This window comes from Roseibium sp. Sym1, from assembly GCF_027359675.1.
GTDB lineage: Bacteria > Pseudomonadota > Alphaproteobacteria > Rhizobiales > Stappiaceae > Roseibium.
This window is the reverse complement of record NZ_CP114786.1, coordinates 4,655,456-4,681,221: the sequence shown is the minus strand read 5'-3', so window position 1 is coordinate 4,681,221 and position 25,766 is coordinate 4,655,456. Positions and strand designations below refer to the sequence as shown.

Below are 25,766 nucleotides of genomic sequence, written 5' to 3'. Positions count from 1 at the left end.
AGCGTGGATGGCGCTCCTTGAGATCAGTGGAGAATACGAACCTTGCCGCGCACCCTGTCTGGTTCCACCCCGTTGCGACCCAAGTCCGGTTTCAGTCCAGTCCGGAAAACCATGGCCTCCGTCCTGTCCATGGCACTGCTGCTGCCGCTGGCAATCACGCCGGCTGCGGCGCAACGCGGAAAACTGCCCCTCGTGCGGGACGCGGAGGCGGAAGCCCTGCTGCGCGACTATGCCAAACCGATCTTCAAGGCAGCAGGAATTGCCAACTCGGAACCTGAGATCATCCTGGTCAATGACAAGAGCTTCAACGCTTTTGTCCCGAACAGCCGGCGCATGTTCATAAACATCGGCGTCCTGATGGAAGCCGACACTCCCAGCGAGGTCATCGGCGTCATCGCACATGAAACCGGCCATATCGCGGGGCGCCACCTTGTGCGTCTGCGCAGCGCGGCCGCGAATGCCCAGATCATGTCCGTGATCGGCATGATCGTCGGGGCCGGTGCCGCTGCGGCCGGTGCGGCTTCCGGCTCCGGCGGCGTGGCCTCGGGTGGTGGTGCCCTGATCGTCGGCGCCGGTTCTGTGGGCCAGCGTTCCCTTCTGTCCTACCAGCGCGGCGAGGAAGCCGCCGCTGACCGGGCCGCCTTGCGCTACCTGAATGCCACCGGCCAGAGTGCCCGCGGCATGCTCAAGACCTTCCAGCGCATGTCCGAACAGCAAATGTTCAAGAGCCAGTATGCGGACCCTTACGCACAAAGCCACCCGATGGCCCAGGACCGCTACAACGGTCTCCTGCGCGACGCCCAGAAATCGAAATATTTTGATCAGCCGGAGGACTATGTCCTGCAATACCGGCACGAGCAGGTGCGCGCAAAGCTCTTCGCCTACACCAGCCATCCGTCCGCAACCCTCAGGGCCTACCCGCGCAGCGACAAGAGCCCGGCCGCCCAATACGCTCGTGCGATCGCCACGATGAAGAGCCGCGGCAAGGGAGCGGTCAAGGAAATCGACGCACTGATCCGCAGCCAGCCGAACAATCCCTACTATTACGAACTCAAAGGCCAGGCCCTTCTGGAAGGCGGGGATCCCAAGCGCGCCATCGCGCCTTTCCGCAAGGCACTTTCCTTCAAGCCGAACGAGCCCCAGTTCCTGGTCTGGCTGGGTTATGCGCTGGTCGCCTCGAATGACAACGCGAGGCTGCCAGAGGCCGAACGGATCCTGAAACAGGCCATTCAACGCGACCCCAACTCGGGCGTGGCCTACAGTCAGCTGGCGATTGCGCATGGCCGGCAGGGCGAGCGCGCCGAGGCGGATCTGGCGACCGCGAGGGGGCTCATGGTCACCGGCGATTTCCAGGCCGCGAAGCGTTACGCGGCCCGTGCTCAAAAAAGTTTGAAGCGCGGATCGCCGGCATGGCTTCAAGCGGACGACATTGTCGCGTACAACCCACCTAATCTACCGAATCGCCGATAAGACCTGTGACACGCATGGCGGCGGATCCCACGGAAACGAAAACGCCGCCCGAGGAGCCCCTGATGACCAACTCACTGCAAACGATCCGGCCCCTTTATCCGCCGGTGCTGATGCGCATCCTTTCGATCTGCGCGCTGCTTCTGTCCCTCCTGGCCCTGCCCGCTTCCGCACAGGACCGCGACCGCGCGGAGATCGAAAAGATCGTACGGGAGTATCTTCTGGCAAACCCGGAAGTGATTGCCGAGGCCCTGACGGAACTGGACCGCCGCGAGAAGGAAGCCGCCGAAGCCGCGCGCCTGCAGACCCTGACCGACAGTGCCGACATTCTGTTCAACTCCACACGCCAGGTCGTGCTCGGCAATCCGGAAGGATCCGTCACGCTTGTCGAGTTCTTTGACTACAATTGCGGCTACTGCAAACGCGCCCATGGCGACATGGTCAAGCTGATTGAAGGCAATCCCGATCTGAAAGTGGTCCTGAAGGAATTCCCGGTCCTGGGTCAGGGCTCGGTCGAAGCCGCACAGGTCGCCGTGGCGGTGAACTCCGTAGCGCCGGAAAAATACGCCGACTTCCACGAGGAACTGCTGCTCAGCCGCGGTCAGGCCAACCAGGCCAGTGCCCTGGAAGCCGCCAGCTCTGTCGGCATCGCCGAGGAAGACCTGCTCGCCGCCATGAAAACGGATGAGGCAGGACAAACCATCGAGGAAGTCTATGCCCTTGCCAACCGGCTCGGCCTGACAGGCACACCGTCCTATGTGATCGGCAACGAGGTTGTCATGGGAGCCGTCGGCTATGACGCTCTCAACGAGAAAATCGATGCGCTTTTGAATTGCGATCAGACCACCTGCTGAACCGGAGCGCCCGGTATTAGGCTGTTGGAAACGTCGTAACCTCGATGTCAATGAGAAATCGGGGGTTTTCCTGATACAATTGAATCCCTATAAGAAGCTTGGCCCGCCTCCCGTGAGGAGACGGGCCAAAAGATCTTTGTCCGTCCGGAAGCGACGGCGCAAGGAGCGCGGTTTCACCGGGAAGTTTCTGACAGCCCTGCAGGACAGAGGGCTCCGGAACAGACGGGACAGACCCCATGAACACATGGAGCGGTCATCCCGTGGACCGGCCTGCCGCGCTGCTTGCGGACCGAGTATGAGAGCCAAACGACATGATGCGTAATGATAACAAGAAATTCGACACGGCCCTGATCCGGGATCTCGCCGTCCTGCTGGACGAGACAAATCTCTCGGAAATCGAACTGGAACAGGGTGACACCCGCATTCGCGTGGCCCGGCAGATGACGATCAGTGCGCCGGTCAATGTCGCGCCTCCGGCGGCACCTGCCGCAGCTCCCGCAGCCGCGGCCCCGGCCGCTGCGCCCGCAGCTCCCGCGGAACCGGCCTCGTCGGGGACCACCGTGTCGTCACCGATGGTGGGCACGGCCTATCTTGCACCGGAACCCGGTGCCCCCGTGTTCATTCAGGTTGGCGACAAGGTCACCGAGGGCCAGACGATCCTGATCATCGAAGCCATGAAGACCATGAACCACATTCCCTCCACCAAGTCCGGCACCGTGAAGCAGATCCTGGTTGACGATGCCCAGCCGGTGGAATTCGGCGAACCGCTCATCATCGTCGAATAAGGAGCCGATGTGGCCATGTTCTCCAAAATTCTCATTGCCAATCGCGGCGAGATCGCGCTGCGCATCCTGCGTGCCTGCAAGGAACTCGGCATCTCGACGGTGGCCGTGCATTCGACTGCGGATGCCGACGCCATGCATGTGCGCCTTGCCGACGAAAGCGTGTGCATCGGTCCGCCCGCGGCACGTGACAGCTACCTGAACATCCCGCAGCTTCTGGCCGCATGCGAGATCACCGGCGCCGATGCAGTCCACCCGGGTTACGGTTTCCTGTCCGAAAACGCCCGTTTCGCCGAGATCCTTGAGGCTCATAACATCGAGTTCATCGGCCCGACCGCGGAGCATATCCGCATCATGGGTGACAAGATCCAGGCCAAGCAGACGGCAAAGGACCTGGGCATTCCGGTCGTCCCGGGGTCGGACGGTGCCGTGACGCTCAGCGATGACGCGCATGCCATTGCCCGTGAAATCGGCTATCCGGTTCTGGTCAAGGCCGCCGCCGGCGGCGGTGGCCGCGGCATGAAGGTAGCCAGGAGCGAAGCGGAGCTGGACACGGCCCTGTCGACCGCCCGTTCCGAGGCAAAGGCTGCCTTCGGCGACGACGCGCTCTACATGGAAAAGTATCTCGGCAAGCCGAGGCACATCGAGATCCAGGTTCTGGGTGACGGCAAGGGCAACGCGGTCCATCTGGGCGAACGCGACTGTTCCCTGCAGCGTCGCCACCAGAAGGTCCTCGAGGAAGCCCCGTCTCCGAGCCTCAATGCCGACCAGCGCAACGAGATCGGCGAAATCGTCGCCACTGCGATGCGCAAGCTGAAATACCGCGGCGTCGGCACGGTCGAGTTCCTCTACGAGAACGGCGAGTTCTATTTCATCGAGATGAACACCCGTCTGCAGGTGGAACACCCGGTCACCGAGATGATCACCGGCATCGACCTGGTCAACGAGCAGATCCGCATTGCCGCGGGCGGCGATCTGGACATGACCCAGGACGACATAACGTTCGAGGGCCATGCCATCGAATGCCGTATCAACGCGGAAGACCCGGTCAATTTCACCCCTTCCCCGGGCACGATCACCTATTACCATCCGCCGGGCGGACTGGGGGTGCGGGTCGATTCCGGCGTCTATCAGGGCTACAAGATCCCGCCCTATTACGACAGCCTGATCGGCAAGCTGATCGTGCACGGCCGCAACCGCGTGGAGTGCATGATGCGCCTGCGCCGGTGCCTGGACGAATTTGTCGTTGACGAAATCAAGTCGACTATTCCGCTTTTCCGCGATCTGGTGGACAATCAGGACATAGCGAACGGTCAGTACGACATCCACTGGCTGGAAAAACACCTGGCTGAAAAGTCGAGCTGACCGCTGAAGGCCAAGGGGCCGGGCCCCTTGGCGCCTGGACAGTGAGGCCTTATGGCTGGTTACAAAGACGACATCGTGATGGAAATTACCCCGCAGGTGCTTCTGAAGGCCTATGCCTGCGGCCTGTTTCCCATGGCCGAATCCGCGGACGACCCCGGTCTGTTCTGGCTGGAACCGGAACGCCGCGGCATTCTTCCCCTTGACGGATTCCACCTGCCCCGGCGCCTGCGCCGGACGATCCGCAATGACGTCTTTGAAATCCGGGTAAGCACCGACTTCCAGGGCGTCATCGACGGCTGCTCCGAACCGATGCCCGGACGGCAGAAAACCTGGATCAACAAAGAGATCCGCCGCCTTTACGGCGAACTCTTCGAGATGGGCTATTGCCACACGGTCGAAGCCTGGCAGGACGGCGAGCTGGTCGGCGGCCTTTATGGTGTCAGCCTGAACGGGGCGTTCTTCGGCGAAAGCATGTTCACGTTCCGCACCGACGCCTCCAAGGTCTGCCTGGCACATCTGGTCGCCCGGCTGATCGTCGGCGGCTATTCCCTGCTCGACACGCAATTCGTGACGGAGCACCTCAGCAAGTTCGGCACGATGGAAGTCTCCCAGGCCGACTACAACACGAGGCTGTCGGAAGCGCTCAAACTCGAAACGGACTTCTACGCCCTCTCCCCGCAGGCCTGCGGCCAGGAAGTGCTGGACGTCCTCGACAACTGGCCGGCGCGGTAAGGCCGGTCCCGCATGTGTCATCCGTTCGCAAGCGGGGACCCAGGACTCTTCGTACGACGTCTCGGATGTATATCGCCCCCGCCCGGGAGTCCTGGGTCCCGGCTTGTCGCTGCGCGACGTCCGGGATGAAAATTGCGGGCGTGGTTCGGTTAGGCGGGCCATCCGTAGCCCAATACTCCACCCTTCGTCATTGCAGGGCTTGACCCACTGCTGTCCGGTTAAGCAGGAGCCTCTGTATGCAAACAGGTTTCGCCGCTTGTTCCCCTCTCCCCCCTTGAGGGGGAGATGTCTCCGGAAGGAGACAGAGGGGGGGCTCAACCTCTCGGCATACAAGGCCTTTTCCGAATACGAGGAACCGCTGCGCCCCCCCTCTGTCCGGTTCCCGGACATCTCCCCCGCAAGGGGGGAGAGGGGCGCAAGTGGCAAGGCACTGCGTGTCCCGGATCGGGAGAAGCGTAAATATCGACAAGAAATCAATGACCTGTTGTAACTGAGCCGAGTTAAACCGGACAGCAGTGGGTCAAGCCATGGGATGACGATAAGAAACGACAACAAAAAAGCCCCGCGCATGCGGGGCTCTCCAATCCAAATATGCAGTCTTGCGCCGATCAGTTGCCCGGCGTCCAGGCCTCGTAATCGCCGGTGACATCCGGGCGTTTTTCCGGGGTCAGGATCGAGCCGTGCGGGCGGTAGGCCGCGGGCGTGCCTGTCGGATTCGCCTTGTGGCCCTGCTGCCAGTGCTTGGCATGGTAGGTTTCCTCGCTCGGCGGCGTGTCGACACGGTGATGCATCCAGCCGTGCCAGCCCGGAGGAATGGAAGAGGCTTCCGCGAGACCGTTGTAGATCACCCAGCGCTTCTTGCCGGCCCGTTCCTTGTAGTACTTGTTGCCGAACTCGTCCTCGCCGACAAACTCCCCCTTGCGCCAGGTGAAGAAGCGGGTGCCCATGGTCTGGCTGTTCCACCAGGTGAAAAGTTCAAGCAGCAGAGTTTTCATGGCCCGATGAAGGTCCCTTGATTGCCGGCAGCAAAATTGCCGGTCACATGAACGTACGCTCCGCGCGGGCAGGCCTGCGCGAAGTTTTGCGGACTATGGCGTCAACGTCCGTGTCTGTCCAGAGTTCAGTCAGCAAAAATCGCGGGATTGCCGCGGGCCGGTCCCTATGCCGCAGTCAGGAGGAGACCGGCCGGCGTGCCGCCGCCAGCGCGCGGATCTTCAGTGGATCTTCACGCCCTTGACGGCGGCAAAGCTGGCGTTGCGGATATGCTTGGCCGCGGCGGAGTGCTTCTTCGCTTCCTTCGGCTCTTCCTCGGCCTTGGTCTTGCGCGGGCGCGCATAGGCCTTGGGCGTCTCGGGCTCTTTCTTGTCGAACGCCGCCTCGACCGCATCTTCCACTTCGGCCCGCTTCTGCACCGCGATTCGGTGATGAAGCCGCGCCCCGGCCAGCGACTGCATCTTTTCGGCCTGGTCGTCCATGGTCTTCTGGATGCCATAGATGTTGTAGAAGCCGGAATTCTCCAGGATCATCGGCCGGTCGTCGTTCAAAAGCCAGCGCAGGCGCTTGTAGAGGGTCGAGGGCGACACCGGCTTGACCAGGACATGATGGGCCCCGGCCCTCAAGGCCTTGTCCACCAGCGGCCGCGTTCCGTGGGCCGTGATGAACAGGATCGGGACATAGCACAGGGGTTCCATGTGCCGGTGCCGGACCAGGCGCAGGAACTGGTAACCGGAGGTCGGCGCCATGCGCCAGTCCGTGAGAATCACGTTGGGCGGTTCGGCGAGGCTGGCTTCCAGTGCTTCATCGACCGAATCATAGACCCGCACCCGTGACACCTTGAAGCTGAGCAGAATCGAACGGAGAATCGTTTGCATCGGCTTGCTGTCTTCAACGACAACAGCATCGATATCCTCCATGGCCAGTCCGAATGCGGCGTGATGTTTCATGAAATGCGGACCCTTTTCCCTAACCAGCCCGCATGAAACCAGACCCGGCTTAAACCCGGTTGAAATCGGTCCGCGCCATTTTCTTCAAATTTTCATAAAATTCGATCTACCCTCATCCACAGGGTTTCTCAGCGCCGGATCGGGCACTCCTTCGCCTGGAAAGCAAGCGCTATTTTCCTTGCGCTTCAGCCGTCCCCACTCCGCTCCCCACTATCCACACCGGCACACAATATTTTGCGTTTGCCCACAATCTCGGCACTACCTGTTGTCACTCACGCCTTGACCTTAAGAATTCATTTACATTAGTTTCCTAATCATTGCGATGTGCGTAGTCGGAAGCCCTGCCGGGCGCTCCCGTCATCCAAAACCACCAGTATCCGAGTACCGTTCCGGGTCTTTTTAACCGAAGCCGGGAGACGGGTTTTTGTGTGCCGAGTTTCCGGCGCATATCGTGACAAACCTGTTGATGAACACTATATATAGTGGATCAACATACGAGATACGCTACATACAGGATCGACAAGCCTGTAGCATGCAGGGCGACATCCGGTAACGAGGCAGGCGGTAACGCCACGCCGGGTGAGATGCGGTAAAGTCCGGTTCGGGGGAACCGGCGGGGATCTAAAGGGGACTTTGAGAATGCGGATCGAGCGGCGCTACACCAAGGAAGGTCAATCGCCTTACGCAAGCATCGAATTTCGGAACGCGACCAGCGAAATCCGGAATCCGGACGGCTCCATCGTGTTCCGGCTGGAGAACATCCAGGTCCCGGCACAGTTCTCCCAGGTCGCGTCCGACATCCTGGCGCAGAAATATTTCCGCAAGGCAGGCGTGCCGGCCAAGCTGAAGCCGGTCGAGGAAAACACCGTCCCGTCCTGGCTGTGGCGCCACGAGGCCGACGAGGCCGCCCTGGCCGATCTGCCCGAGGACGAGCAGTACGGCTCGGAAATCGACGGCCGCCAGGTCTTCGACCGTCTCGCCGGCACCTGGACCTACTGGGGCTGGAAGGGCGGCTATTTCGACAAGGAAGCCGACGCCCAGGCCTTCTATGACGAACTGCGTTACATGCTGGCGACCCAGAAGGTGGCGCCGAACTCCCCGCAATGGTTCAACACCGGCCTGCACTGGGCCTATGGCATCGACGGTCCGGGCCAGGGTCACTTCTATGTCGACTTCCAGACCGGCAAGCTCACCAAGTCCAAGAGCGCCTACGAGCACCCGCAGCCCCATGCCTGCTTCATCCAGTCCGTCGGCGACGACCTGGTCAATGAAGGCGGCATCATGGACCTGTGGGTCCGTGAGGCGCGCCTGTTCAAATACGGCTCCGGCACCGGCTCCAACTTCTCCCATGTGCGCTCCGAGGGCGAAAAGCTTTCCGGCGGCGGCAAGTCCTCCGGCCTGATGAGCTTCCTGAAGATCGGTGACCGGGCAGCCGGCGCGATCAAGTCCGGCGGCACCACCCGCCGCGCGGCCAAGATGGTCGTCGTTGACGTCGATCACCCGGATATCGAGGAATATGTCAACTGGAAGGTCAAGGAAGAGCAGAAGGTGGCCGCCCTCGTCACCGGCTCGAAGATCTGCCAGAAGCACCTGACCGCGATCATGCGCGCCTGCGTCAATTGCGAGGCCGACAATGGCGACTGCTTCGACCCGGCCAAGAACCCGGCGCTGAAGCGCGAGATCCGCGCCGCCAAGAAGATGATGGTGCCGGAGAACTACATCCAGCGCGTCATCCAGTTCGCCAAACAGGGCTTTTCCAAGATCGACTTCCCGACCTACAACACGGATTGGGACAGTGAAGCCTACCTGACGGTGGCCGGCCAGAATTCCAACAACTCGGTGCGCGTCACCGACGGCTTCCTCAATGCGGTCGTCGCCGACAGCGACTGGGACCTGACCGCCCGCAAGAACGGCGGCGTGCTGAAGACCGTCAAGGCCAAGGAGCTGTGGGAACAGATCGGCTATGCCGCCTGGGCCTCCGCCGATCCGGGCCTGCAGTACCACACCACCATCAACGACTGGCACACCTGCCTGGCCGATGGCGAAATCCGCGCGTCCAACCCCTGCTCGGAATACATGTTCCTCGACGACACGGCCTGTAACCTGGCGTCGCTGAACCTGATGCAGTTCCGCCGCGAGGACCGCTCCTTCGACATCGACAACTACGAGCACGCCGTCCGGCTTTGGACCATCGTTCTGGAAATCTCGGTGCTGATGGCGCAGTTCCCGTCGAAGGAAATCGCGGAACTCTCCTACAAGTTCCGCACGCTCGGCCTCGGCTACGCCAATATCGGCGGCCTCCTGATGACCTCCGGCATTTCCTACGATTCGGATGAAGGCCGCGCGCTTTGCGGTGCGCTGACCGCCGTCATGACCGGTGTCGCCTATGCGACTTCGGCCGAGATGGCCGGCGAGCTCGGCTCGTTCCCGGGCTACAAGAAAAACGCCAAGCACATGCTCAAGGTCATCCGCAACCACCGCCGCGCCGCCCACGGCGAAGCGGACGGCTACGAGGACCTGAACACCAACCCGGTCGCCCTCGACCATGCCTCCTGCCCGGACCCGATCATCGTCGAGCGGGCCAGGAAGGCCTGGGACCGCGCCCTGGAGCTCGGTGAAAAGAACGGCTACCGCAACGCCCAGTCCACGGTGATCGCGCCGACCGGTACGATCGGCCTGGTCATGGACTGCGACACCACCGGCATCGAACCGGACTTCGCGCTGGTGAAGTTCAAGAAGCTGGCCGGCGGCGGCTACTTCAAGATCATCAACCGCGCCGTTCCCGAAGCCCTGCGCGTGCTCGGCTATTCGGAAGCCGAAATCGGCGAGATCGAGGCCTATGCGGTCGGCCACGGCTCCCTCGACCAGGCCCCGGGCGTCAACCCGTCGGCGCTCACAGCCAAGGGCTTCACCGACGAGAGCCTGACCAAGCTGAAGGACGGCATGAAGTCGGCCTTCGACATCAAGTTCGTCTTCAACCGCTGGACCCTCGGCGACGAGCAGATGAAGGCGCTCGGCGTCACCGACGAGCAGCTGGAGGATCCGGAATTCGACCTGTTGACCTTCCTCGGCTACTCGAAGTCTGAGATCGAGGCCGCCAACACCCATGTCTGCGGCGCCATGACCCTGGAAGGCGCACCCTTCCTCAAGCAAGAGCACCTGCCCGTCTTCGACTGCGCCAACCCGTGCGGCCGCATCGGCAAGCGCTTCCTGTCGGTCGAAAGCCACATCCGCATGATGGCCGCGGCCCAGCCGTTCATCTCCGGCGCGATCTCCAAGACGATCAACATGCCGAACGATGCGACGGTCGAGGACTGCAAGGAAGCCTACATGCTGTCCTGGAAGCTGGCGCTGAAGGCCAACGCGCTCTACCGCGACGGCTCCAAGCTCAGCCAGCCGCTCAACGCCCAGCTTCTGGCCGATGAGGACGAGGACGAAGACGAGGCCATCGAGGATCTGGCCGCCAAGCCGGCCGCCGCCAAGGCCGAGGTTGTCGCCGAACGCATCGTCGAGCGCATCGTCGAGCGGGTCGTACGCGAACAGGAAAAGCTGCCCGCACGCCGCAAGGGCTACACCCAGAAGGCCAAGATCGGCGGCCACACGGTGTTCTTGCGCACCGGCGAATATGACGACGGCCGTCTCGGCGAGATCTTCCTGGACATGAACAAGGAAGGCTCGGCCCTGCGCGCCTTCATCAACAACTTCGCCATCTCCGTCTCGCTCGGCCTGCAATACGGCGTGCCGCTGGAGGAATATGTCGACGCCTTCACCTTTACCAAGTTCGAGCCGGCCGGCATGGTCCAGGGCAACGACGCGATCAAGAACGCGACGTCGATCCTCGACTATGTCTTCCGCGAACTGGCGGTCTCCTATCTCGGCCGCCACGACCTTGCCCATGTGCCGCCGGAAGCCTTCAACGGCCCGGTCAGCGCGGGCGCGGTCAAGAACATGGACAAGGGCTCCTCGGGCGGCGTCGTCTCCCACGGCCTGGTGCGCGGCCAGACCGAGCGCTTCCGCCTCGTCTCCGGCTCCGAGCCGGCCGGCGAGATCACCGAAGCGGTAAAGGTCGAACTGGCGGGCTCCGTCTCGGCGCAGACCTCGGCGGTGGCCACGGCCTTCGCCCGCGGTTCGGAAGGCGGCGCGGCGGCAGCCGTGGAAGTCTCCACCGCCCCGGCCAAGACCGCCGCACAGCAGATCGCCCAGGCGCGCATGAAGGGCTATGAAGGCGAAAGCTGCGGCGAATGCGGCAACTTCACCATGGTCCGCAACGGCACCTGCCTGAAATGCGACACCTGCGGCTCGACCAGCGGCTGCAGCTAAGGATCAACAGGTCTCCGCTCAAACGGAGGCCTGATTGCTTCGGCTGACACAAGCTTAGCCGGGAGTTCGCCCAGGCCGGTCAGTCCACCGGCCTCAGCGCGGCTCCCGGCGCCCAGACAACAAGAAAACCCGCTTGCCGGAGACGGTGGGCGGTTTTTTTTGTGTCTGCGGCTCTGTTTTCAGCTCCGGGCGCTGACGGGGCAAGAAGTGCGTCTTGGCGAATGCTTGAGCGGGGCCGGTAAGAGACTTGTCGGCTTACGTACTCCGACCGTCATCAGCTGACACTAATCGGCTCAGATTGTGGTGGCGGTTCCGGCCCGGAGCTGACATTAGGCACCTTACCAATCAGTGGCGGCTTTGCGCCCCCAGATTCGGTCGAATGCAGTTTGCTGATCTGATACTGAAAGCAGACAATCGCTGCGGTAAAAATCAAAGTCTCAGGATCAGCCAAAGCCGTCCCTATCTGTGTTAGCAGAACCGGTCGGCAGACCTATAATGCTTCTTCCTACAACGTGTTCAGAACCTCGCTACAAGCCCAAGCAACGGACCGTGTGTGACCGTGTCATAGGCAAAGCTTCCGGTGCCGGTTCGACCATTGTCGAAATCCACGCCTAGCGCCTTGTACTGTACATGCGTCGACCATGTTTCATTGAAGTGGTAGCCAATTCCACCCTGAACATTCCAGGTGAAATCAGAACCAACACCAAAGCCGCCGACATCACCGCGGGCATTCACCGACCATTTTTCGGTCATCTGGTAGAAGCCCCGCAAACCGATTACCGGATCCACCCAGCTATCTCCGCGGCTGACGTTGAAGTTGCCCGCAATCGTTCCCGTGGCATTCAGTCCCAAGGAAACATCCCAGTAGCGCGCACCACCGTAGACATCGACTGACCCTTTTTGACCGGCGAACGCCCGATAGCTCAGAAGTCCTTCGATAATCGTCTGCTTCACATCAAACCGCGCGCGACCGCCCGTCAGAGGCGTGTCCGTGGCGTTTCCAAGGTTGGTGTAGGAAAGATCGACAATCACGCCCACTTTCTGGCGGTACAGCGCTTCGGCGCGCGCCATCGCCGCAAAGCGCATATTGTTCAGGATATCGTCAAAACCCACATCTAAAGGCGTGTTCGGCAGACGGCCTACCTGTGAGGTACCCGTAATGTTTGCCCCGAATAAATATGGCGCGAACAGAAACTCCCAAGTGCGATTGATACGCTCAACCGGCTCTTGCATTGGCGTTGTTGTTTCCTGCAAGTCAGCTGCGTGCAACGTCGCATTCGTTGGTACGAAAACGAAAGGAACGCCGATTGCTGCGGCCGCCAGACAATTCCGAAGGTTGAAATGACCATTCAGTACGTGTTGGAACAAATGCATCGAAATGACCCCTTTTCTTGGCGCTATACCTCGCAACCTGTGCTTTTCAGCAAACGCAGTCGCTTCCGTCTTGCACCCAATAGAGACCGGCCCACTCCGCAAGAAGCGGGAGAGAACAGGATCGCGGCCGCCCTCGTCGCATGAGCACAGTTGTTGGATATTCGGCGCCGCATGGAAAGAACTGCCTTGTATTCAGTTGACTTTTTCGAAGCTCGGGAACGTCCAGCTACCGTTCAGTATTTCCTCTGTTGGCTCATAGAGCCGGATGGCGTAGTTCCAGCCGGGTGTGATGGGGATGCAGTTGATACGACCGTCATCGCATGCGCCGAAATGAATGGTGCGGGAGCCATCATCGTTCGGCTCGGCGGTGACGTTGTTGAAATTGTTCCGACCGAGCTCATTTGGTTCCATGTATCCGTCCGCGTTGTAAACGGTAATCGACCAGAATGCATCGACCGGCACGTCTTTTGCCGTCACGGCGAAGGGTGTCTCGCCATCGTTCTGTTCAACGCTGTCGACAACATACATGGCGGCGTTCGCCGGCAGTCCGCCCCAGCCGACCATGGCACCAACCATGTAGTCTACCGGGCGGACCTCATCTTCGAGCCCGAAGGCATGGCGGGCGTTGAAGCCGATATCCGCCGCAAGATCATTCATGGCCTTGCGCGCGGTGGCCAGTTTCGAAAGGTCCCAGTCCGGCGCGTCAAACGGACCCGCGCCTCCGCCGGAAACGGAAATCCCGTCTTGCGCGGCATGGGCGGCGGCTACGTCTTCGGGATCCGTCGGGTCAATGAAGGTGCGGAACACCACGGCGGCGAAGCGGGTCCCCACCCTGTTCTCGGTCAAGCGGTATGTGCCGGGTGCGGCTTCAACAAACATGTAGTGATCCTGGTTGATGACCTGCATCGACTGATAGCGCCCGCCGATCTCGGGCAGCGCGACCCCTACAGGCTCGGACAAATCCAGCATCAGCGAGGAGTAGACTGTGTCCACGTTCATCCGGATCACCGGCTGGTTGTCGACATCAACCGTCTCCCGTTGGTGAACGAGTTGTCCAATCTCCAGCCCGAAGGCCTTCATGTTGGCGCGGATCATGTGATCCGTCTCCGCCCGCACAAGGTTGTCGAGAGTGACATCCTCGGCGAATGCGAGGGTGGGGGCGCAGAGCGCGAGGGCTAGAAGAAATCTCATGGTGTTTCCTTCGTAGACAATACGCTTTGCGCCATTACCTGTTGACAGGTTCACGGCGCAAAGCGCTTCAGTGATTGTGGAACAACGCCCCAACAGGCACGACCACAGCTTTTTCAGGTATATAGCGGCCGAAAAGATCGATCAGCCGTGCAGCTTCCTCTGCATCGCCCATAACTTCAATTTCTCCGCTGGAGATTAGCGCCTCGGGTGTCTCTGAGCTGACAAAGACCTTGGCCCACGTCTCTCCCGCCATTCTCAGCACCAGATCAGGATCCCGATAGTGCTGGTCGGGTTCTGCCACGAACTCGGCCACCGCTCGGCGGATGTGCAGGCCCACGCTTCTATCGTCTGAGAAGTCAAAACGCATCATCGCTTCGGTGTTGCCACTGAGCTCCGGATTAATTCGGATCCGAAAGTGGTCAACATAAGTCGTCGGATCGGCTGCGATGACCTCGGGGGCGGGCGGGATGACCTTGGGTAGCGTCACCTTGCCTTCCAGCGCCAGGGCTTGCGACATCAGGTGGGCGCGATCATTGGCTCCGGTCGCGACATAAGCCATCTGGCGCAGCGCATCGGCCTTGGCCTGCCGCACCTCGGCATCTTGCGGGTCGAGCCGATAGAGATAATTCACCAGTTGCGCGGCCCAGGCGTATTCCTTCTTCTCCATCGCATCCGCCGCCGCCACCAGCACCGCCTCTCGCCCACCCATCAGCGGCACCATCCGCTCGGCCTCGTCCCACGGGGCGACCGGCTTCAGGTTGGCGGCGTCGTTGTCGTACCAGCCGACGCATTGATAGTGGATGGCGGGCGAGTAGCTTGAAATTTCTCCATAATTCTGAAGGTTGTGCGGCGTCTCGTTGAGGTACTCGGGGAAGGTGACAAGGTGCCGGAGTTCGTTCGGACCTTTCCCGCCGAGAATACCCCGCAGGCTCTGATCGAGCACGAAGCTCGCACCGTCGAGATAGCCCTCCAGAGTCCTCTGGATATTTTCCTTGCCCACGAGCGGGCGGGTGGCGGCAGAGATCAGCACCTCGGGCCGCAGATCGCGGTTCTGCTTGAGACCGGCGATCCACTCACGCGGGTCGCGAAACACGTCGCCCCGCACCGAGTAAAGCTGCGGCGGACTCGACCATAACATGGTGGTCATCAGGATTTCGCGCTCCGGCAGCCAGACAGTGGTGTGCACCTTGTCGTCCGAGCCGTACTTTGTGAAGAACTGCATTTTTACACCGAGCACGTCCATTTCCTGACCGTCCTCGACTGGCGTGTTGACCGGGATGAAGGCGCCCTCGTCGGGTTCCAGATTGGTGGGGACGACCCAAGCGTCCGGTCCCTCGCTGGGCATGAACGTATTGAACTGGATCATTACACGCGCCGTCAGATAGGGCCCGATTTCCGGGAAATAGGCTGGTGCCCCGCCTGCGTTCTTCTCGACCACATCGTTCAGATCAGGGTGACCGATCACCATGATATCGTCGTTCCCCTCGGCCAGGACGCCTGCCCCGAAACAGGTATGCGAATGACCGTAGATGATCGCCTTGACCGGCTTGTCGGATACGGTGCGCAGCGCCTCAAACATCAACTCGCCGTCATGCCTGGTGTCGCCGGTGTCGAAGGCAATCAGCCCGTCCGGGGTGTCGATCACCGCCATAGGGGCGAGGCCGTAGCCGCCGAAGACCCAGACCCCTTCCGCAGGGGTTTCGATGGTGGGTTCGGGCCAGGCAACGGTATCGATCCCGTCGAGAAGTCGCTTGTTGGTTATCGCACCGTTCTTTGCTGTCGCCAGTTCGACCGGAGCGCCCATGTATGCGTCGATTTGAGCCGTGGACGTCGAGAGCTCCCATGAACCGGGCGAGCGGGCGGCGGCGGCGGAGGGAACCAAAGCGCCGGTCGCGGACACGGCTACAAGCCCGGCAGTGGACGTCAGCAAATCGCGGCGGGTCACGCTCAGGCATTTTTCGCACATGGTTGATTTTCTCTCGGTTTATTTCACGGGCTCCACATCCGGGAAGGTCCAGCTTCCGTCGATGATTTCCGGACCCGGCTGGTACATCCGCACGGTGTAGTTCCAACCTTCCATGATCGGCAGGCAGTTCACCCGCCCGTCTTCGCAGCCGCCCAGATGGATTGTCATGGAGCCGTCATCGCTGCGCTCGCCCATAACCGAATTGACGACGTAAGCGTCGAGCTGGTTCGGCTCGAAAAAGCCGTTGGCGTTGTAGAGGCTGACGGACCAGAAAGCGCCCACCGGGACATCGGCGGGCACTTCTATCTTGTATTCACCGACCGGCAGTCGCGGCGTGACGCCGAGATAAAATGCCTCGTCTTCAGGAAGCAGGCCCCAGCCCGCAGCCGTGACGATAAAATGCAGAACGGCGTTGACCTCGTTTTTTGATCCGGCGGCGCCCGCGCTGCCCGCGGCGTAGCGTTCAAGCTCCAGCGCGGCCTGGACGATCCCTTCGAAACTCTCCTCGTCGTAATCGGGCAAAATGAAGGGATCGGCAGACGCCGCCTTGATGGTCATCTGGTCCTGAAGCGCATTGACCTCCGCGACGTCGTCGGGATCGTCGGCATCGACCAGCGTGCGCATGAAGATGATCACGTAGGGGGTGTCGAAGGTCTCCATGTCGAGCGTGTAGGTACCGCCGCCATGGAAGACCTCGTTGATGTAGTGATCCTGGTTGATGACCATCGCCGACATGTAGCGGTGGCCCGCCTCCGGCAGGGTGAGCGTCGCGCCCTCGGAGATGTCGACGACTACCGTGCTGTAGAGCGTGTCGCGATTCATCCGGATGGTGGGCTGATTTTCCACGGGCGTCGGCTCGCGAAAATGGAAGAAGCGGTTCACACCGCCCGCGAGCGCGACGTACTTGTCGATTTCTATGTCCGTCGCGACCCGCACAAAATTGTTGAGGGTGACCGGGGTCTCGCGCGCTTCCAGAAAGGCATCAGGGGTGTCCCCGAAGGACTGCGCGCCGGCACTCCCGGCGTATGCCTGCACGACGAGGATTGCCGTGAAGATCTTTCTGAACATAGCTTCGCACCTCTTCTGGACACGCAAAATTGCATAGGCTGGGGCAGATGTATCTGATCTGGATCAAGGCCTGAAGCGGGTTCGAAGCTGCCGTTGCCCCCTTTCACCAGGAAGCGACATATCATTGCTTGCTCGAATATCACGAGTGTTGCGGTGGGTAGGAGTGGTTCGGAGCAACCGCTATGTCTGCTTTCAACTTGCCGATGGTGGTGCCCGCCAAGAAGGCATGGAACCACGGTCGCATTATCGGTCAGAAGAGGCCACTGCTCCCAAAGCATGTCTGGGCGATCCGTGTTAGGCTCGAATTGGCTGGCGCCGTCCGTGATCTGGCGCTCTTCAATATGGCAGTCGATAGCAAACTGCGTGGCTGCGATTTGGTCCGGCTGAAAGTCGCAGACGTTTTCTCGGCTGGCGCTGTCAAGGAACGAACCTCAATCTTGCAGAGCAAGACAAAATCGCCGGTCCGGTTCGAGATCACCGAGGGCACCCGCAAGGCCCTTATGGAGTGGATCAGCAATCCGGTGATGACCGGCCACGAATACCTCTGGCCCGACCGTTTCCACGATCGCCCGCATATTTCAACGCGGCAATACGCTCGTCTCTTGAAAGACTGGGTGCGCTCGATCGGTTTGGAACCGAGCGCGTTTGGCACGCATTCCATGAGACGCACCAAGGTCGCCCAAATCTATAAATAGACCGGCAACCTTCGAGCGGTTCAGCTTCTTCTCGGCCACACGAAGATGGACAGCACCGTCCGATACCTCGGCGTGGAACTCGAAGACGCGCTAACGATCTCTGAAGGCGTAGAGATATGACGAAGTGGCCGGCGGCAACACCGGCCCATTACTGTCATTCGTTCAAAATGAAACGAAAGTCCGCTCTCCGCCCTTTCAAGGCATTGGATCAGCATGCAGCGAACGGCAGCTTTGCAGACCAGACCGAAATCCTGAAAACTTCCGACCTGAGGCTGCAAAGCGGTCATTCGCTCGGAGAAGAACTTGCAACGGAATGTGATCGCAATTCCCCACTCCAAACGAATTGGTGTGACCTGAATCCCTACCCCACTTATTCGCACAACGTGTCCTATGACACCGCCCAGGCGTGACACCCAGCCTCACCCCCGAACCCCAAATCCCGCCACCCGGCAGATTTCCCTCGCCTCATCCCCGTCCCTGCTCTATTGGACTCCCCCATGGCAATCACCCCGATTATTCAGAACAGGCAGGTGCCGTCCGCCCGCCGCACCGACAGCCTGCGCGGCATCGCGCTGATGGCAATGGGCATGTTCCTGTTTTCCGGCGTCGACACGATGGGAAAGTTCCTGACCGAAACGGTCCATCCCGTCCAGATCGTGTGGTTTCGCCAGAGCGGACTGCTCTTGGGCGTACTCGTCCTGATCGCTCTTCAGGGCCGGTCCCTCCTGAAATCGTCCAACCCAAAACTGCAGATCGGACGCGGCGCTCTGGCGGCCTGTTCGGCGACGCTCTTCATCGTCGGCGTCGGCTATGTTCCCCTTGCCGATGCCGTCGCGATCACCTTCGTGGCGCCCTTCATGGTCACCGTCATGGGGGCCCTGATCCTGCGCGAGCCGGTGGGCATCCGCAGGTGGTCCGCCGTCGTGATCGGTTTCCTGGGCACCCTGCTCGTCATCCGGCCCGGCATGGGCGTCGTTCATCCCGCAGCCCTCCTACTGGTCGTCGCGGCCTCCGCCTTCGCCCTGCGCCAGGTCCTGTCGCGTATCCTTGCCGGCGAAGACAGGACACGCACCACGGTCGCCTATACCGCCATCGTGTCCTGGGGCCTTCTGACGCTTCCCTTGCCGTTCATCTGGCAGACGCCATCGGGTGCACTGGAGCTCGGCCTGCTGCTTGCCATGGCCGTCCTGGCGGCGATCGGCGAGACCCTCGTGATCATGGCGCTGGACGCCGCCCAGGCGGTTGTCGTCGCGCCCGTCCAGTACAGCCTGCTGATCTGGGGGACCCTTTATGGTTTCCTCGTGTTCGGGCAGCTGCCGGACGGATGGACCTGGGCGGGCGCCGCGATCATCGTGGCGACCGGCCTTTATACCCTCAACCGCGAAAGGCTTGCCCTGCAGGCGCAAAGGCGCACCCGGAACGAGGCACTTGTGGAATGAATACCGGCCTTCAGCAGCGAGCGCGCGCGCCTCGGGCCAGCGCCGCCCCCGCCGCCTGAACAACCGGACAATCCCCCGTCACGCGATCAGCTGATGGTCATAGGCATACCAGGCGGAGGGATCGAGAATCTGCTCGGGGGTCAGGGCCTGCCCGATGATCGAGAACATCGTACTGTCGATCCTGTGCCCTTGCGGACCCCGGTTCCGGCCGGGGGCATAGGCAAGTCCGTGCTGACCCATCCAGAGTTCCCAGATGCGGTCGACATTGCAGTGGTTGAGGAAAAAGGCCGGGTCGTTGGGAGAGGTTCCCGGCGCCATGTCGCCGCCGATCCACGTGTGAACGCGGTTGTGAAGCTGCGGCCCCTGGACCCAGCCTTCCAGGATGTTCCGGTGGCTGATCACGCCCCGCCCCCAGGGACTGACATCATACTCGGTCTGGTCGAGCGCCGCGTCCACCTGGGCCTGCGTCGGCAGATCCGGCCAGCGCCGGTCCATGCCGGCTTGCCGGAAGACGGGTCTCGGGGTCACCGAGGCAATCTCCCGCCGTCTTGCGCCCGCGACAAGGCGCACCTGCATTTGCGCAAGCGGACCGCTGCGGACCCGGCCGCGCGCCTCGCCGAGATAGTCCGCCGACCAGAGATCCGTCCGCCACTGCTCCTGAACGGGCAATTCGCCGTCCGCGGCCCAGTCCCAGTAGGGCAGCCCGAAATCTGGATCGCCCAGGACCTGCTGGCACATTTGCTCCAGCCGGATCATGTACATGCGATGCCAGGGCAGGAAGATCGGCCCGCCGTGGGCGGCATTGCCGACGGAAAGATCCAGGTTCATGGCAAGGACGTGCCAAAAGACGAAAATGTCGTAGATCGAAAGCTCCTGCTCCTCTCCAATCATGGTCATCGGCAGATTGTTGGCTTGCAGGAAATTCGCCAGGTCGCTGGCCATCACGCCGGAGTTCGGCTGATCGAGCGCCACCATGGCCTGAAGAAAAGCGTCGCGCACCTGTGTGCTGACGAAGATGTTCTCGCGCGTTCCGGCCATCACCTGTCTCCCTCGTGCGATGCGTTGTGAGCGCCATCATGGCCACCCGCGCCTGCGCCGAGATCGTCACGCGCATAACTCGTCAGCCGTTCCGCATCGACAATGGCCCGGACCATGTCGATTGCGGAGGTGAACGCGTAGTTCGGCAAGCCGTGACATTGAACGGAGCCGTCATCCATGACCATCGTGTGGACGGTCAGCGGCTCGTCGTCGATCTCGATGACATAGGTGGTCCTGACCTTGATCCTGTGGCCCCGGTGCAGTGCCTCGCGCGTGGAGGTGAAGCTCTTTTGATGTCCGTGACGGCCGCTGCCGGGCCTGTAGCCCGCTGGCGGCACAAAACTGCCGGGATCCAGCGCGACACGCGGCGCCTCTCCCTTGCGACGGGATTTTTTCATGATGTCCTCCCAATCAAATGCGGGCATGCGCTTTAAAAAAATTTCGGGTGCTTATGAAAACAATCGCACGCGCCTGAAACACTCATAGATATAGTGCCAAGCATACCATAATTTCTGATTGCACGGAAGCGGCCGGCCGGAGGCAGGGCAATCGCATTTGACTAGGCTGTAGTGACAAATTAACGATTGGCAGCGCCGCCCGGAAATTGGGTCATTTAAAGGAGCGTGGAGGACGGACATGCGGGGCATATTCGACGACATGCGACGCTGAAAGGACCCAATTTTCGGACGGCCCCTTCGGGGTTGGTCCAGGATCGTCCCTGAAAGCGTTGGAAATGCTCGAAAGTGCGCTGCACTTCCTTGCGCTTTCCGCCTGTTCAGGAACGATCCTGACCCCAACGACGCCAGTCGTTAATTTGTCACTACAGCCTAACCTCCTGTCCGCAGTCACCAAATTTACCTCTCCCACAGAGAGAGGGAGCCATGCTCTGCCAAATGCGATTGCCCTGCCACTCTTTGGGGGAACCACGGTGAGATGTTGTCGCGCGGGTTCCGCCCCATCAAGCGCAATCCGGCTTGCGCCTGCCCGGCCGCGGCGGGGCCGCCCTCACCTGCTTGAGGCGTTTCCCGTCACCGCGCCAGGATCTTCGGCACCTTGTTCGGCCGCAGGCGATGGGCGTCGGGCATGCCGCTGCCCAGGAGGGGGCGCAGATACAGCCGGAAGGCGTCGGTCACGTCGTGACCGGACGCAGCGATGAAGTCGTCGGGCATGATCCGGGTCTTTCCCGCGACCCGTTCCAGCGGCACCAGTTCGTAGTCGACCGAGTAGTGGCCTGTCCGCTTGATCGTCACCGATCCGTCGCGGTCGCCGAACATGCCGTACTGGACGGCCTTTTCGCCGACTTCGCGGGCTTCGTTCTGGTCGACATCGGAGACGCATCCGACGAAGCTGCGCTGGATATAGCCGAGCGTGTCGCCCCGGACCCGCGTGATCTGCAGCGCGTCCTTGACCTTCTGCGTCAAAAGGTCGGCCAGCGCGCCGCTGCCGGACAATTGCACGTTGCCGTGCGCGTCGCGCTCGACCTCCTTGGCCAGCTTGGCGATGATCGGCTGGCCCGAGCCGTCATGGATGCCTTCGCTGACGGCGACCACGCAGCGCCCGTGGCGGTCATACACCTGCTTGACGTCCTTCAGGAACTGGTCGATCTCGAAGGTCCGCTCGGGCATGTAGATGAGATGCGGCCCGTCATCCGAGAATTTCTTTCCCAAGGCCGAGGCGGCGGTGAGAAAGCCCGCATGGCGCCCCATGACGACACCGATATAGACGCCGGTCAGTGCGGCATTGTCCAGATTGATCCCCATGAACGCCTGGGCCACATAGCGCGCGGCCGAGGGGAAGCCCGGCGTGTGGTCGTTTTCGACCAGGTCGTTGTCGATGGTCTTGGGAATGTGGATGCAGCGCAGATCGTAACCCGCCTTGCGCGCCTCGTCGTTGACGATGCGAACGGTGTCGGAGGAATCATTGCCGCCGGTGTAGAAGAAATAGCCGATCTGGTGCGCCCGCAGGACCTTGAAGATTTCCTGGCAGTATTTCAGATCCGGCTTGTCGCGCGTCGATCCGAGCGCGGAAGACGGCGTGTTGGCGACCATCTCCAGATTGTGGGTGGTCTCCTGGGTCAGATCGTAGAAATCCTCGTCCAGGATGCCGCGCACGCCGTGCACGGCGCCGTAGATCAGTTCGACGGAGCGGAACTTGCGCGATTCCAGGACCGCCCCCACCATGGACTGGTTGATAACCGCCGTCGGACCGCCGCCCTGGGCGACCAGTACCTTGCCGTGAAACATCAGAGCATCTCCTCCCGCCCGCATCTTTCCAAACCGGTCTATACAGACCGGCACCGGCCGCGGTCAACGAACAAGCGCCTGACCACGCGGCCAAGGCGACAAAACCGGACACATCAGGCCCACGGGCACATGGCCCATGCGCCAGAAAACCGTCAGCCCACCTTCGCGCCGGCCGGGATCGTCGGCCCGGCGGCGTTGAGGGCGTCGCGGGCAAAGCCCGCGGCCTGCTGGTATCTCGCCATGAAGTCCCTGCGCTCGGCCTCGGGAATGACATCGTCGATGGCGTCGAACTCGCCTTCGCAGCGGTCGTTGACCATGTTCAGAAGACCGAACGGGCCGGCGCCGCGGTTGCGCAGGATCAGCTCGGACACCGGACCGCAGAGCTGGTCGTTAAAACCGGCGAGCGCAGCGGCCCCGACCCCGTTCTCGATGAATTTCTGTCCCAGCGTGCGGGCATCGATCACCGCCTGGCTGGCACCGTTCGACCCGGTCGGATACATCGCATGGGCGGCGTCCCCCATCAGGGCGACCGGCCCGTCCACCCAGGTCGGAACCGGGTCCCGGTCGATCATCGGGTTTTCATAGGCGACGTCCGAGCCCTGGATCAGCGCCGGGACATCCAGCCAGTCATAGGTCCAGTCCTTGAAATGGTGGAGGAAATCGTCGATCCCGACCTGCCGGAACCAGCCCATGGTCTCGTGCTCTGACGGGTCGTCATAGGTGACCTCGGCAATCCAGTTGATCAGGGCCAGCCCGGTGTCGGGATCGGGTGCCGAGATCGGATAGATCACCATGCGCTGCCGATGGGTTCCAAGACCGACGAAGGAGGATCCGGTCCTGACCGGTTTCGCCCGGGTCGTGCCGCGCCACATCACGGCACCGCCCCAGTGGATCGGCGGCTGACCCGGATGCATCTGCGCGCGGATCGCGGAGTGAATGCCGTCCGCGCCGATCAGCACCGTCCCGGTTTCCCGGACAAGCTCGCCGTTTGCCTCAAGGGTCAGCGTCACCGTGCCGTCGGGGTTGATCTCGTAGCCTTGCGCCCTGTGACCGGCACGGACCCTGTCCGCGCCGGCAAGATCGCGGAACCGGCGGTAGAGCGCCATGTGGAACTCGCCGCGGTGAACGGCATATTGCGGCCAGTTGTAGCCGGCGAAGCGGCCGCGCGGTTCGGAGTAGATTTCCTGCCCCTTGCGGCCCACCAGGGCCCATTCCCTGGCCGGGACGCCGAAGGAATCCAGGTCGGCCTCGGTGAAGCCCATGTCCATCAGTTCCCGGACGGCGTTGGGCTGCAGGTTGATGCCGACCCCGAGCGGTTTCAGCTCGCGCACGGCTTCGAAGACGACGCAGTCAACGCCAATCTGGTGCAGCGTCAGCGCCAGGGACAATCCCCCGATCCCGCCGCCGGCGATGAGTACCCTCGGTTCGCTCATGTACATCTCCCGATCAGGCTTTCCCATTAGCACGTCCGGCCGTCATGTCGACAGGGCGGGACCGCACGCAACCGTCGGAAAATGCACCTGCATCAAGCGGGGACAGAGGGGTATTTCATGCCGGCGACTTCCTGCATCAACCGGATCACCTGGGTGCTGTATCCCGCCTCGTTGTCGTACCAGACGTAAAGGACAAGGCGGTTGCCGTCGACGATCGTGGCCTGGCTGTCGACCACGCCGGCATGGGTGGAGCCAACCAGGTCGGAGGAAACCAGCTCGGTCGAGGCCGTGTAGTCGATCTGGTCCTGGAACGGGGACTGCACGGAAATCCTGCGCAGGTAGTCGTTCATTTCCCCGGCCGTCGTCTCGCGCTTGAGGTTCAGGTTGAGGATGGCCATGGAGACATTGGGGGTCGGCACACGAACCGCGTTGCCGGTCAGCTTGCCCTTCATTTCAGGCAGGCACTTGGCAACGGCACTTGCCGCGCCCGTGCTCGTCAGCACCATGTTCAAGGGTGCGGAGCGTCCACGGCGGTCTCCCTTGTGGTAGTTGTCGATCAGGTTCTGGTCGTTGGTATAGGAGTGGATGGTTTCCACGTGGCCGTTCTCGACCCCGAACTCGTCGTTGATCACCTTGAGCACCGGCGTGATCGCGTTGGTGGTGCACGAGGCCGCGCTCAGGATGTCGTCGTCTTCGGTAATGTCACCATGGTTCACGCCAAAGACGACATTCTTGATGTTGCCCTTTCCCGGCGCGGTCAGAATGACCTTCGATGCGCCCGGGCATTTCAGGTGCTGGCCGAGGCCGTCCTCGTCGCGCCACATCCCCGTGTTGTCGACCACCAGCGCATTCTTGATGCCGTATTTGGTGTAGTCGACCTCGGCGGGCGAGTTGGCGTAGATCACCTGGATGTAGTTGCCGTTTGCGATGATCGCGTTCTGGTCTTCGTCAACCGTGATCGATCCGCTGAACGCACCGTGGACGGAATCGCGCCGCAGCAGGCTGGAGCGTTTCCTGAGATCGCCTTCCTTGCCGCCGCGCACGACAATTGCGCGCAGGCGCATCTTGTTCCCGGCACCGACGCGCTCGATCAGCATGCGGGCAAGAAGACGGCCAATGCGCCCGAACCCGTAAAGTACGACGTCCTGCGGTTCCTGCAGAATGGAGGTCTTGCCGGTGTTGATGCCGGCAAGCTGCTCTTCCAGGAAGCTCTTCACATCGCCGCCCTGCTCCATGTAGCGGTGACACAGCTTGCCGAGGTCGACACGGGAGGCGGCAAGGTCCATCTCGAGCATGGCCTTGACGATTTCGAGGCTTTTGGAAACTTCCAGCTCCTGCCCGGTAATCTGCAGGGCATACCGGTGCGCCTTGATGATCTCGATTGCGGAGTTGTTCAGCAGGCGCCGTCCGAAAATCCGGATGTTGATGCCGTAGTCACGGTAGAGATGACCAACCAGCGGGATCATCTGCTCGGCGGCGGATTGTTGTTCCTTCCAGTTATCGAAGTGATTATCCATAGCCGCCATATTCAACAACTCCTTATGGTCTTTTCAGCGCACCGATTGGCAAGTCTTTAACCTGCGCACGGGCTTTTAGCTCTTGTACAAACGCAATGTCCATAAGCCGTTTGAAGACTAATCGATTGAAATATGAGGAAGTGTTCCGGGTCGCGTCCCGACATCCCGGAACATCACCTCGGGAACCTTGCCGACGACCGGAAATCAACGCAGAGAAACCTGGTCTGATCGCAAAAACGCAAGGCAGATCCATGCAGATCTCAGACAAACTCAGGGGCGTGTGTAGAAGCCGTTAGTGCCCCGGGCGCGCAGCAGCGCGAGTCAGGACAGCCGATTCCT

The 25,766-nt window shown here is 61.4% G+C and carries 19 protein-coding genes and 1 pseudogene; 9 read left to right on the top strand and 11 right to left on the bottom strand.

Translation table 11 applies throughout. The features are described from left to right. Positions 1-111: 111 nt before the first annotated feature. From O6760_RS21425 to aat, 5 genes are all read left to right on the top strand, one after another. Positions 112-1,470 carry a M48 family metalloprotease gene (locus O6760_RS21425; RefSeq protein ID WP_269581717.1) on the top strand — a complete coding sequence of 453 codons (1,359 nt, stop codon included), beginning with the start codon at positions 112-114 and terminating at the stop codon, positions 1,468-1,470. Between the two features lie 62 nt (positions 1,471-1,532). After that, entirely contained in the window at positions 1,533-2,321 is a 789-nt protein-coding gene (locus O6760_RS21420) for a DsbA family protein (RefSeq protein ID WP_269581716.1), read from the top strand. Positions 2,322-2,635: 314 nt separating this feature from the next. Further along, positions 2,636-3,106: an acetyl-CoA carboxylase biotin carboxyl carrier protein gene (gene accB / locus O6760_RS21415; protein ID WP_269586328.1), complete on the top strand. Its 471-nt coding sequence runs from the start codon at positions 2,636-2,638 to the stop codon at positions 3,104-3,106. Positions 3,107-3,121: 15 nt separating this feature from the next. Further along, on the top strand, positions 3,122-4,468 hold the full coding sequence (accC, locus tag O6760_RS21410; protein ID WP_269581715.1) for an acetyl-CoA carboxylase biotin carboxylase subunit: 1,347 nt from the start codon (positions 3,122-3,124) through the stop codon (positions 4,466-4,468). 51 nt (positions 4,469-4,519) lie between these two features. Continuing rightward, complete coding sequence (gene aat / locus O6760_RS21405) at positions 4,520-5,200, top strand: leucyl/phenylalanyl-tRNA--protein transferase (RefSeq protein WP_269581714.1); 681 nt, start codon at positions 4,520-4,522, stop codon at positions 5,198-5,200. Between the two features lie 608 nt (positions 5,201-5,808). Here the strand turns inward: aat and O6760_RS21400 are convergent. Next, complete coding sequence (locus tag O6760_RS21400) at positions 5,809-6,195, bottom strand: NADH:ubiquinone oxidoreductase subunit NDUFA12 (protein WP_269581713.1); 387 nt, start codon at positions 6,193-6,195, stop codon at positions 5,809-5,811. Between the two features lie 219 nt (positions 6,196-6,414). After that, complete coding sequence (locus O6760_RS21395) at positions 6,415-7,143, bottom strand: response regulator (protein ID WP_269581712.1); 729 nt, start codon at positions 7,141-7,143, stop codon at positions 6,415-6,417. Between the two features lie 639 nt (positions 7,144-7,782). On the opposite strand from O6760_RS21395, the gene O6760_RS21390 reads away from it, so the two are divergent. Beyond that, positions 7,783-11,463: a vitamin B12-dependent ribonucleotide reductase gene (locus tag O6760_RS21390; RefSeq protein WP_269581711.1), complete on the top strand. Its 3,681-nt coding sequence runs from the start codon at positions 7,783-7,785 to the stop codon at positions 11,461-11,463. Between the two features lie 516 nt (positions 11,464-11,979). On the opposite strand, the gene O6760_RS21385 is transcribed toward O6760_RS21390, so the two are convergent. The 4 genes from O6760_RS21385 to O6760_RS21370 form a co-directional block, all read right to left on the bottom strand. Further along, a complete protein-coding gene (locus O6760_RS21385) occupies positions 11,980-12,837 on the bottom strand; it encodes a hypothetical protein (RefSeq protein ID WP_269581710.1) in 858 nt (285 codons plus the stop codon). 192 nt (positions 12,838-13,029) lie between these two features. Next, positions 13,030-14,028: a DUF1214 domain-containing protein gene (locus O6760_RS21380; protein ID WP_269581709.1), complete on the bottom strand. Its 999-nt coding sequence runs from the start codon at positions 14,026-14,028 to the stop codon at positions 13,030-13,032. Positions 14,029-14,095: 67 nt separating this feature from the next. Next, positions 14,096-15,994, bottom strand: a complete 1,899-nt coding sequence (locus O6760_RS21375; RefSeq protein ID WP_269581708.1) for an alkyl sulfatase dimerization domain-containing protein — start codon at positions 15,992-15,994, stop codon at positions 14,096-14,098. 18 nt (positions 15,995-16,012) lie between these two features. Continuing rightward, positions 16,013-17,062 carry a DUF1214 domain-containing protein gene (locus O6760_RS21370; protein ID WP_269581707.1) on the bottom strand — a complete coding sequence of 350 codons (1,050 nt, stop codon included), beginning with the start codon at positions 17,060-17,062 and terminating at the stop codon, positions 16,013-16,015. Between the two features lie 203 nt (positions 17,063-17,265). On the opposite strand from O6760_RS21370, the pseudogene O6760_RS21365 reads away from it, so the two are divergent. From O6760_RS21365 to O6760_RS21355, 3 genes and pseudogenes are all read left to right on the top strand, one after another. Beyond that, positions 17,266-17,877: pseudogene (locus O6760_RS21365) on the top strand (tyrosine-type recombinase/integrase). Beyond that, positions 17,874-18,167, top strand: coding sequence for a hypothetical protein (locus O6760_RS21360; protein ID WP_269581706.1), 294 nt, complete (start codon positions 17,874-17,876; stop codon positions 18,165-18,167). The pseudogene O6760_RS21365 and the gene O6760_RS21360 overlap by 4 nt, the downstream one beginning before the upstream one ends. An 87-nt stretch (positions 18,168-18,254) precedes the next feature. After that, positions 18,255-19,196: a DMT family transporter gene (locus O6760_RS21355; RefSeq protein WP_269581705.1), complete on the top strand. Its 942-nt coding sequence runs from the start codon at positions 18,255-18,257 to the stop codon at positions 19,194-19,196. Between the two features lie 78 nt (positions 19,197-19,274). Here O6760_RS21355 and O6760_RS21350 read toward each other — a convergent pair whose 3' ends face one another. The 5 genes from O6760_RS21350 to O6760_RS21330 all read right to left on the bottom strand — a co-directional run bounded on the left by O6760_RS21350 (position 19,275) and on the right by O6760_RS21330 (position 25,436). Then, positions 19,275-20,234: a tyrosinase family protein gene (locus O6760_RS21350; RefSeq protein ID WP_269581704.1), complete on the bottom strand. Its 960-nt coding sequence runs from the start codon at positions 20,232-20,234 to the stop codon at positions 19,275-19,277. Next, complete coding sequence (locus tag O6760_RS21345) at positions 20,234-20,632, bottom strand: hypothetical protein (protein WP_269581703.1); 399 nt, start codon at positions 20,630-20,632, stop codon at positions 20,234-20,236. Before O6760_RS21345 ends, O6760_RS21350 begins: the two co-directional genes overlap by 1 nt. A gap of 630 nt (positions 20,633-21,262) precedes the next feature. Continuing rightward, positions 21,263-22,477, bottom strand: coding sequence for a 6-phosphofructokinase (locus tag O6760_RS21340; RefSeq protein WP_269581702.1), 1,215 nt, complete (start codon positions 22,475-22,477; stop codon positions 21,263-21,265). A gap of 152 nt (positions 22,478-22,629) precedes the next feature. Beyond that, a complete protein-coding gene (locus O6760_RS21335) occupies positions 22,630-23,910 on the bottom strand; it encodes a flavin-dependent oxidoreductase (protein WP_269581701.1) in 1,281 nt (426 codons plus the stop codon). Between the two features lie 92 nt (positions 23,911-24,002). Beyond that, the gene (locus O6760_RS21330; protein WP_269581700.1) at positions 24,003-25,436 is read right to left on the bottom strand and encodes a glyceraldehyde-3-phosphate dehydrogenase; all 1,434 of its coding nucleotides are present in this window, start codon (positions 25,434-25,436) and stop codon (positions 24,003-24,005) included. Between the last annotated feature and the right edge of the window lie 330 nt (positions 25,437-25,766).

Bases quoted from the DNA above. Each gene is read 5' to 3' on its own strand.
- O6760_RS21425 (WP_269581717.1), top strand. From the start codon at position 112: ATGGCCTCCGTCCTGTCCATGGCACTGCTGCTGCCGCTGGCAATCACG.
- O6760_RS21420 (WP_269581716.1), top strand. From the start codon at position 1,533: ATGACCAACTCACTGCAAACGATCCGGCCCCTTTATCCGCCGGTGCTG.
- accB (WP_269586328.1), top strand. From the start codon at position 2,636: ATGCGTAATGATAACAAGAAATTCGACACGGCCCTGATCCGGGATCTC.
- accC (WP_269581715.1), top strand. From the start codon at position 3,122: ATGTTCTCCAAAATTCTCATTGCCAATCGCGGCGAGATCGCGCTGCGC.
- aat (WP_269581714.1), top strand. From the start codon at position 4,520: ATGGCTGGTTACAAAGACGACATCGTGATGGAAATTACCCCGCAGGTG.
- O6760_RS21400 (WP_269581713.1), bottom strand. From the start codon at position 6,195: ATGAAAACTCTGCTGCTTGAACTTTTCACCTGGTGGAACAGCCAGACC.
- O6760_RS21395 (WP_269581712.1), bottom strand. From the start codon at position 7,143: ATGAAACATCACGCCGCATTCGGACTGGCCATGGAGGATATCGATGCT.
- O6760_RS21390 (WP_269581711.1), top strand. From the start codon at position 7,783: ATGCGGATCGAGCGGCGCTACACCAAGGAAGGTCAATCGCCTTACGCA.
- O6760_RS21385 (WP_269581710.1), bottom strand. From the start codon at position 12,837: ATGCATTTGTTCCAACACGTACTGAATGGTCATTTCAACCTTCGGAAT.
- O6760_RS21380 (WP_269581709.1), bottom strand. From the start codon at position 14,028: ATGAGATTTCTTCTAGCCCTCGCGCTCTGCGCCCCCACCCTCGCATTC.
- O6760_RS21375 (WP_269581708.1), bottom strand. From the start codon at position 15,994: ATGTGCGAAAAATGCCTGAGCGTGACCCGCCGCGATTTGCTGACGTCC.
- O6760_RS21370 (WP_269581707.1), bottom strand. From the start codon at position 17,062: ATGTTCAGAAAGATCTTCACGGCAATCCTCGTCGTGCAGGCATACGCC.
- O6760_RS21360 (WP_269581706.1), top strand. From the start codon at position 17,874: ATGACGAAGTGGCCGGCGGCAACACCGGCCCATTACTGTCATTCGTTC.
- O6760_RS21355 (WP_269581705.1), top strand. From the start codon at position 18,255: ATGGCAATCACCCCGATTATTCAGAACAGGCAGGTGCCGTCCGCCCGC.
- O6760_RS21350 (WP_269581704.1), bottom strand. From the start codon at position 20,234: ATGGCCGGAACGCGCGAGAACATCTTCGTCAGCACACAGGTGCGCGAC.
- O6760_RS21345 (WP_269581703.1), bottom strand. From the start codon at position 20,632: ATGAAAAAATCCCGTCGCAAGGGAGAGGCGCCGCGTGTCGCGCTGGAT.
- O6760_RS21340 (WP_269581702.1), bottom strand. From the start codon at position 22,477: ATGTTTCACGGCAAGGTACTGGTCGCCCAGGGCGGCGGTCCGACGGCG.
- O6760_RS21335 (WP_269581701.1), bottom strand. From the start codon at position 23,910: ATGAGCGAACCGAGGGTACTCATCGCCGGCGGCGGGATCGGGGGATTG.
- O6760_RS21330 (WP_269581700.1), bottom strand. From the start codon at position 25,436: ATGGCGGCTATGGATAATCACTTCGATAACTGGAAGGAACAACAATCC.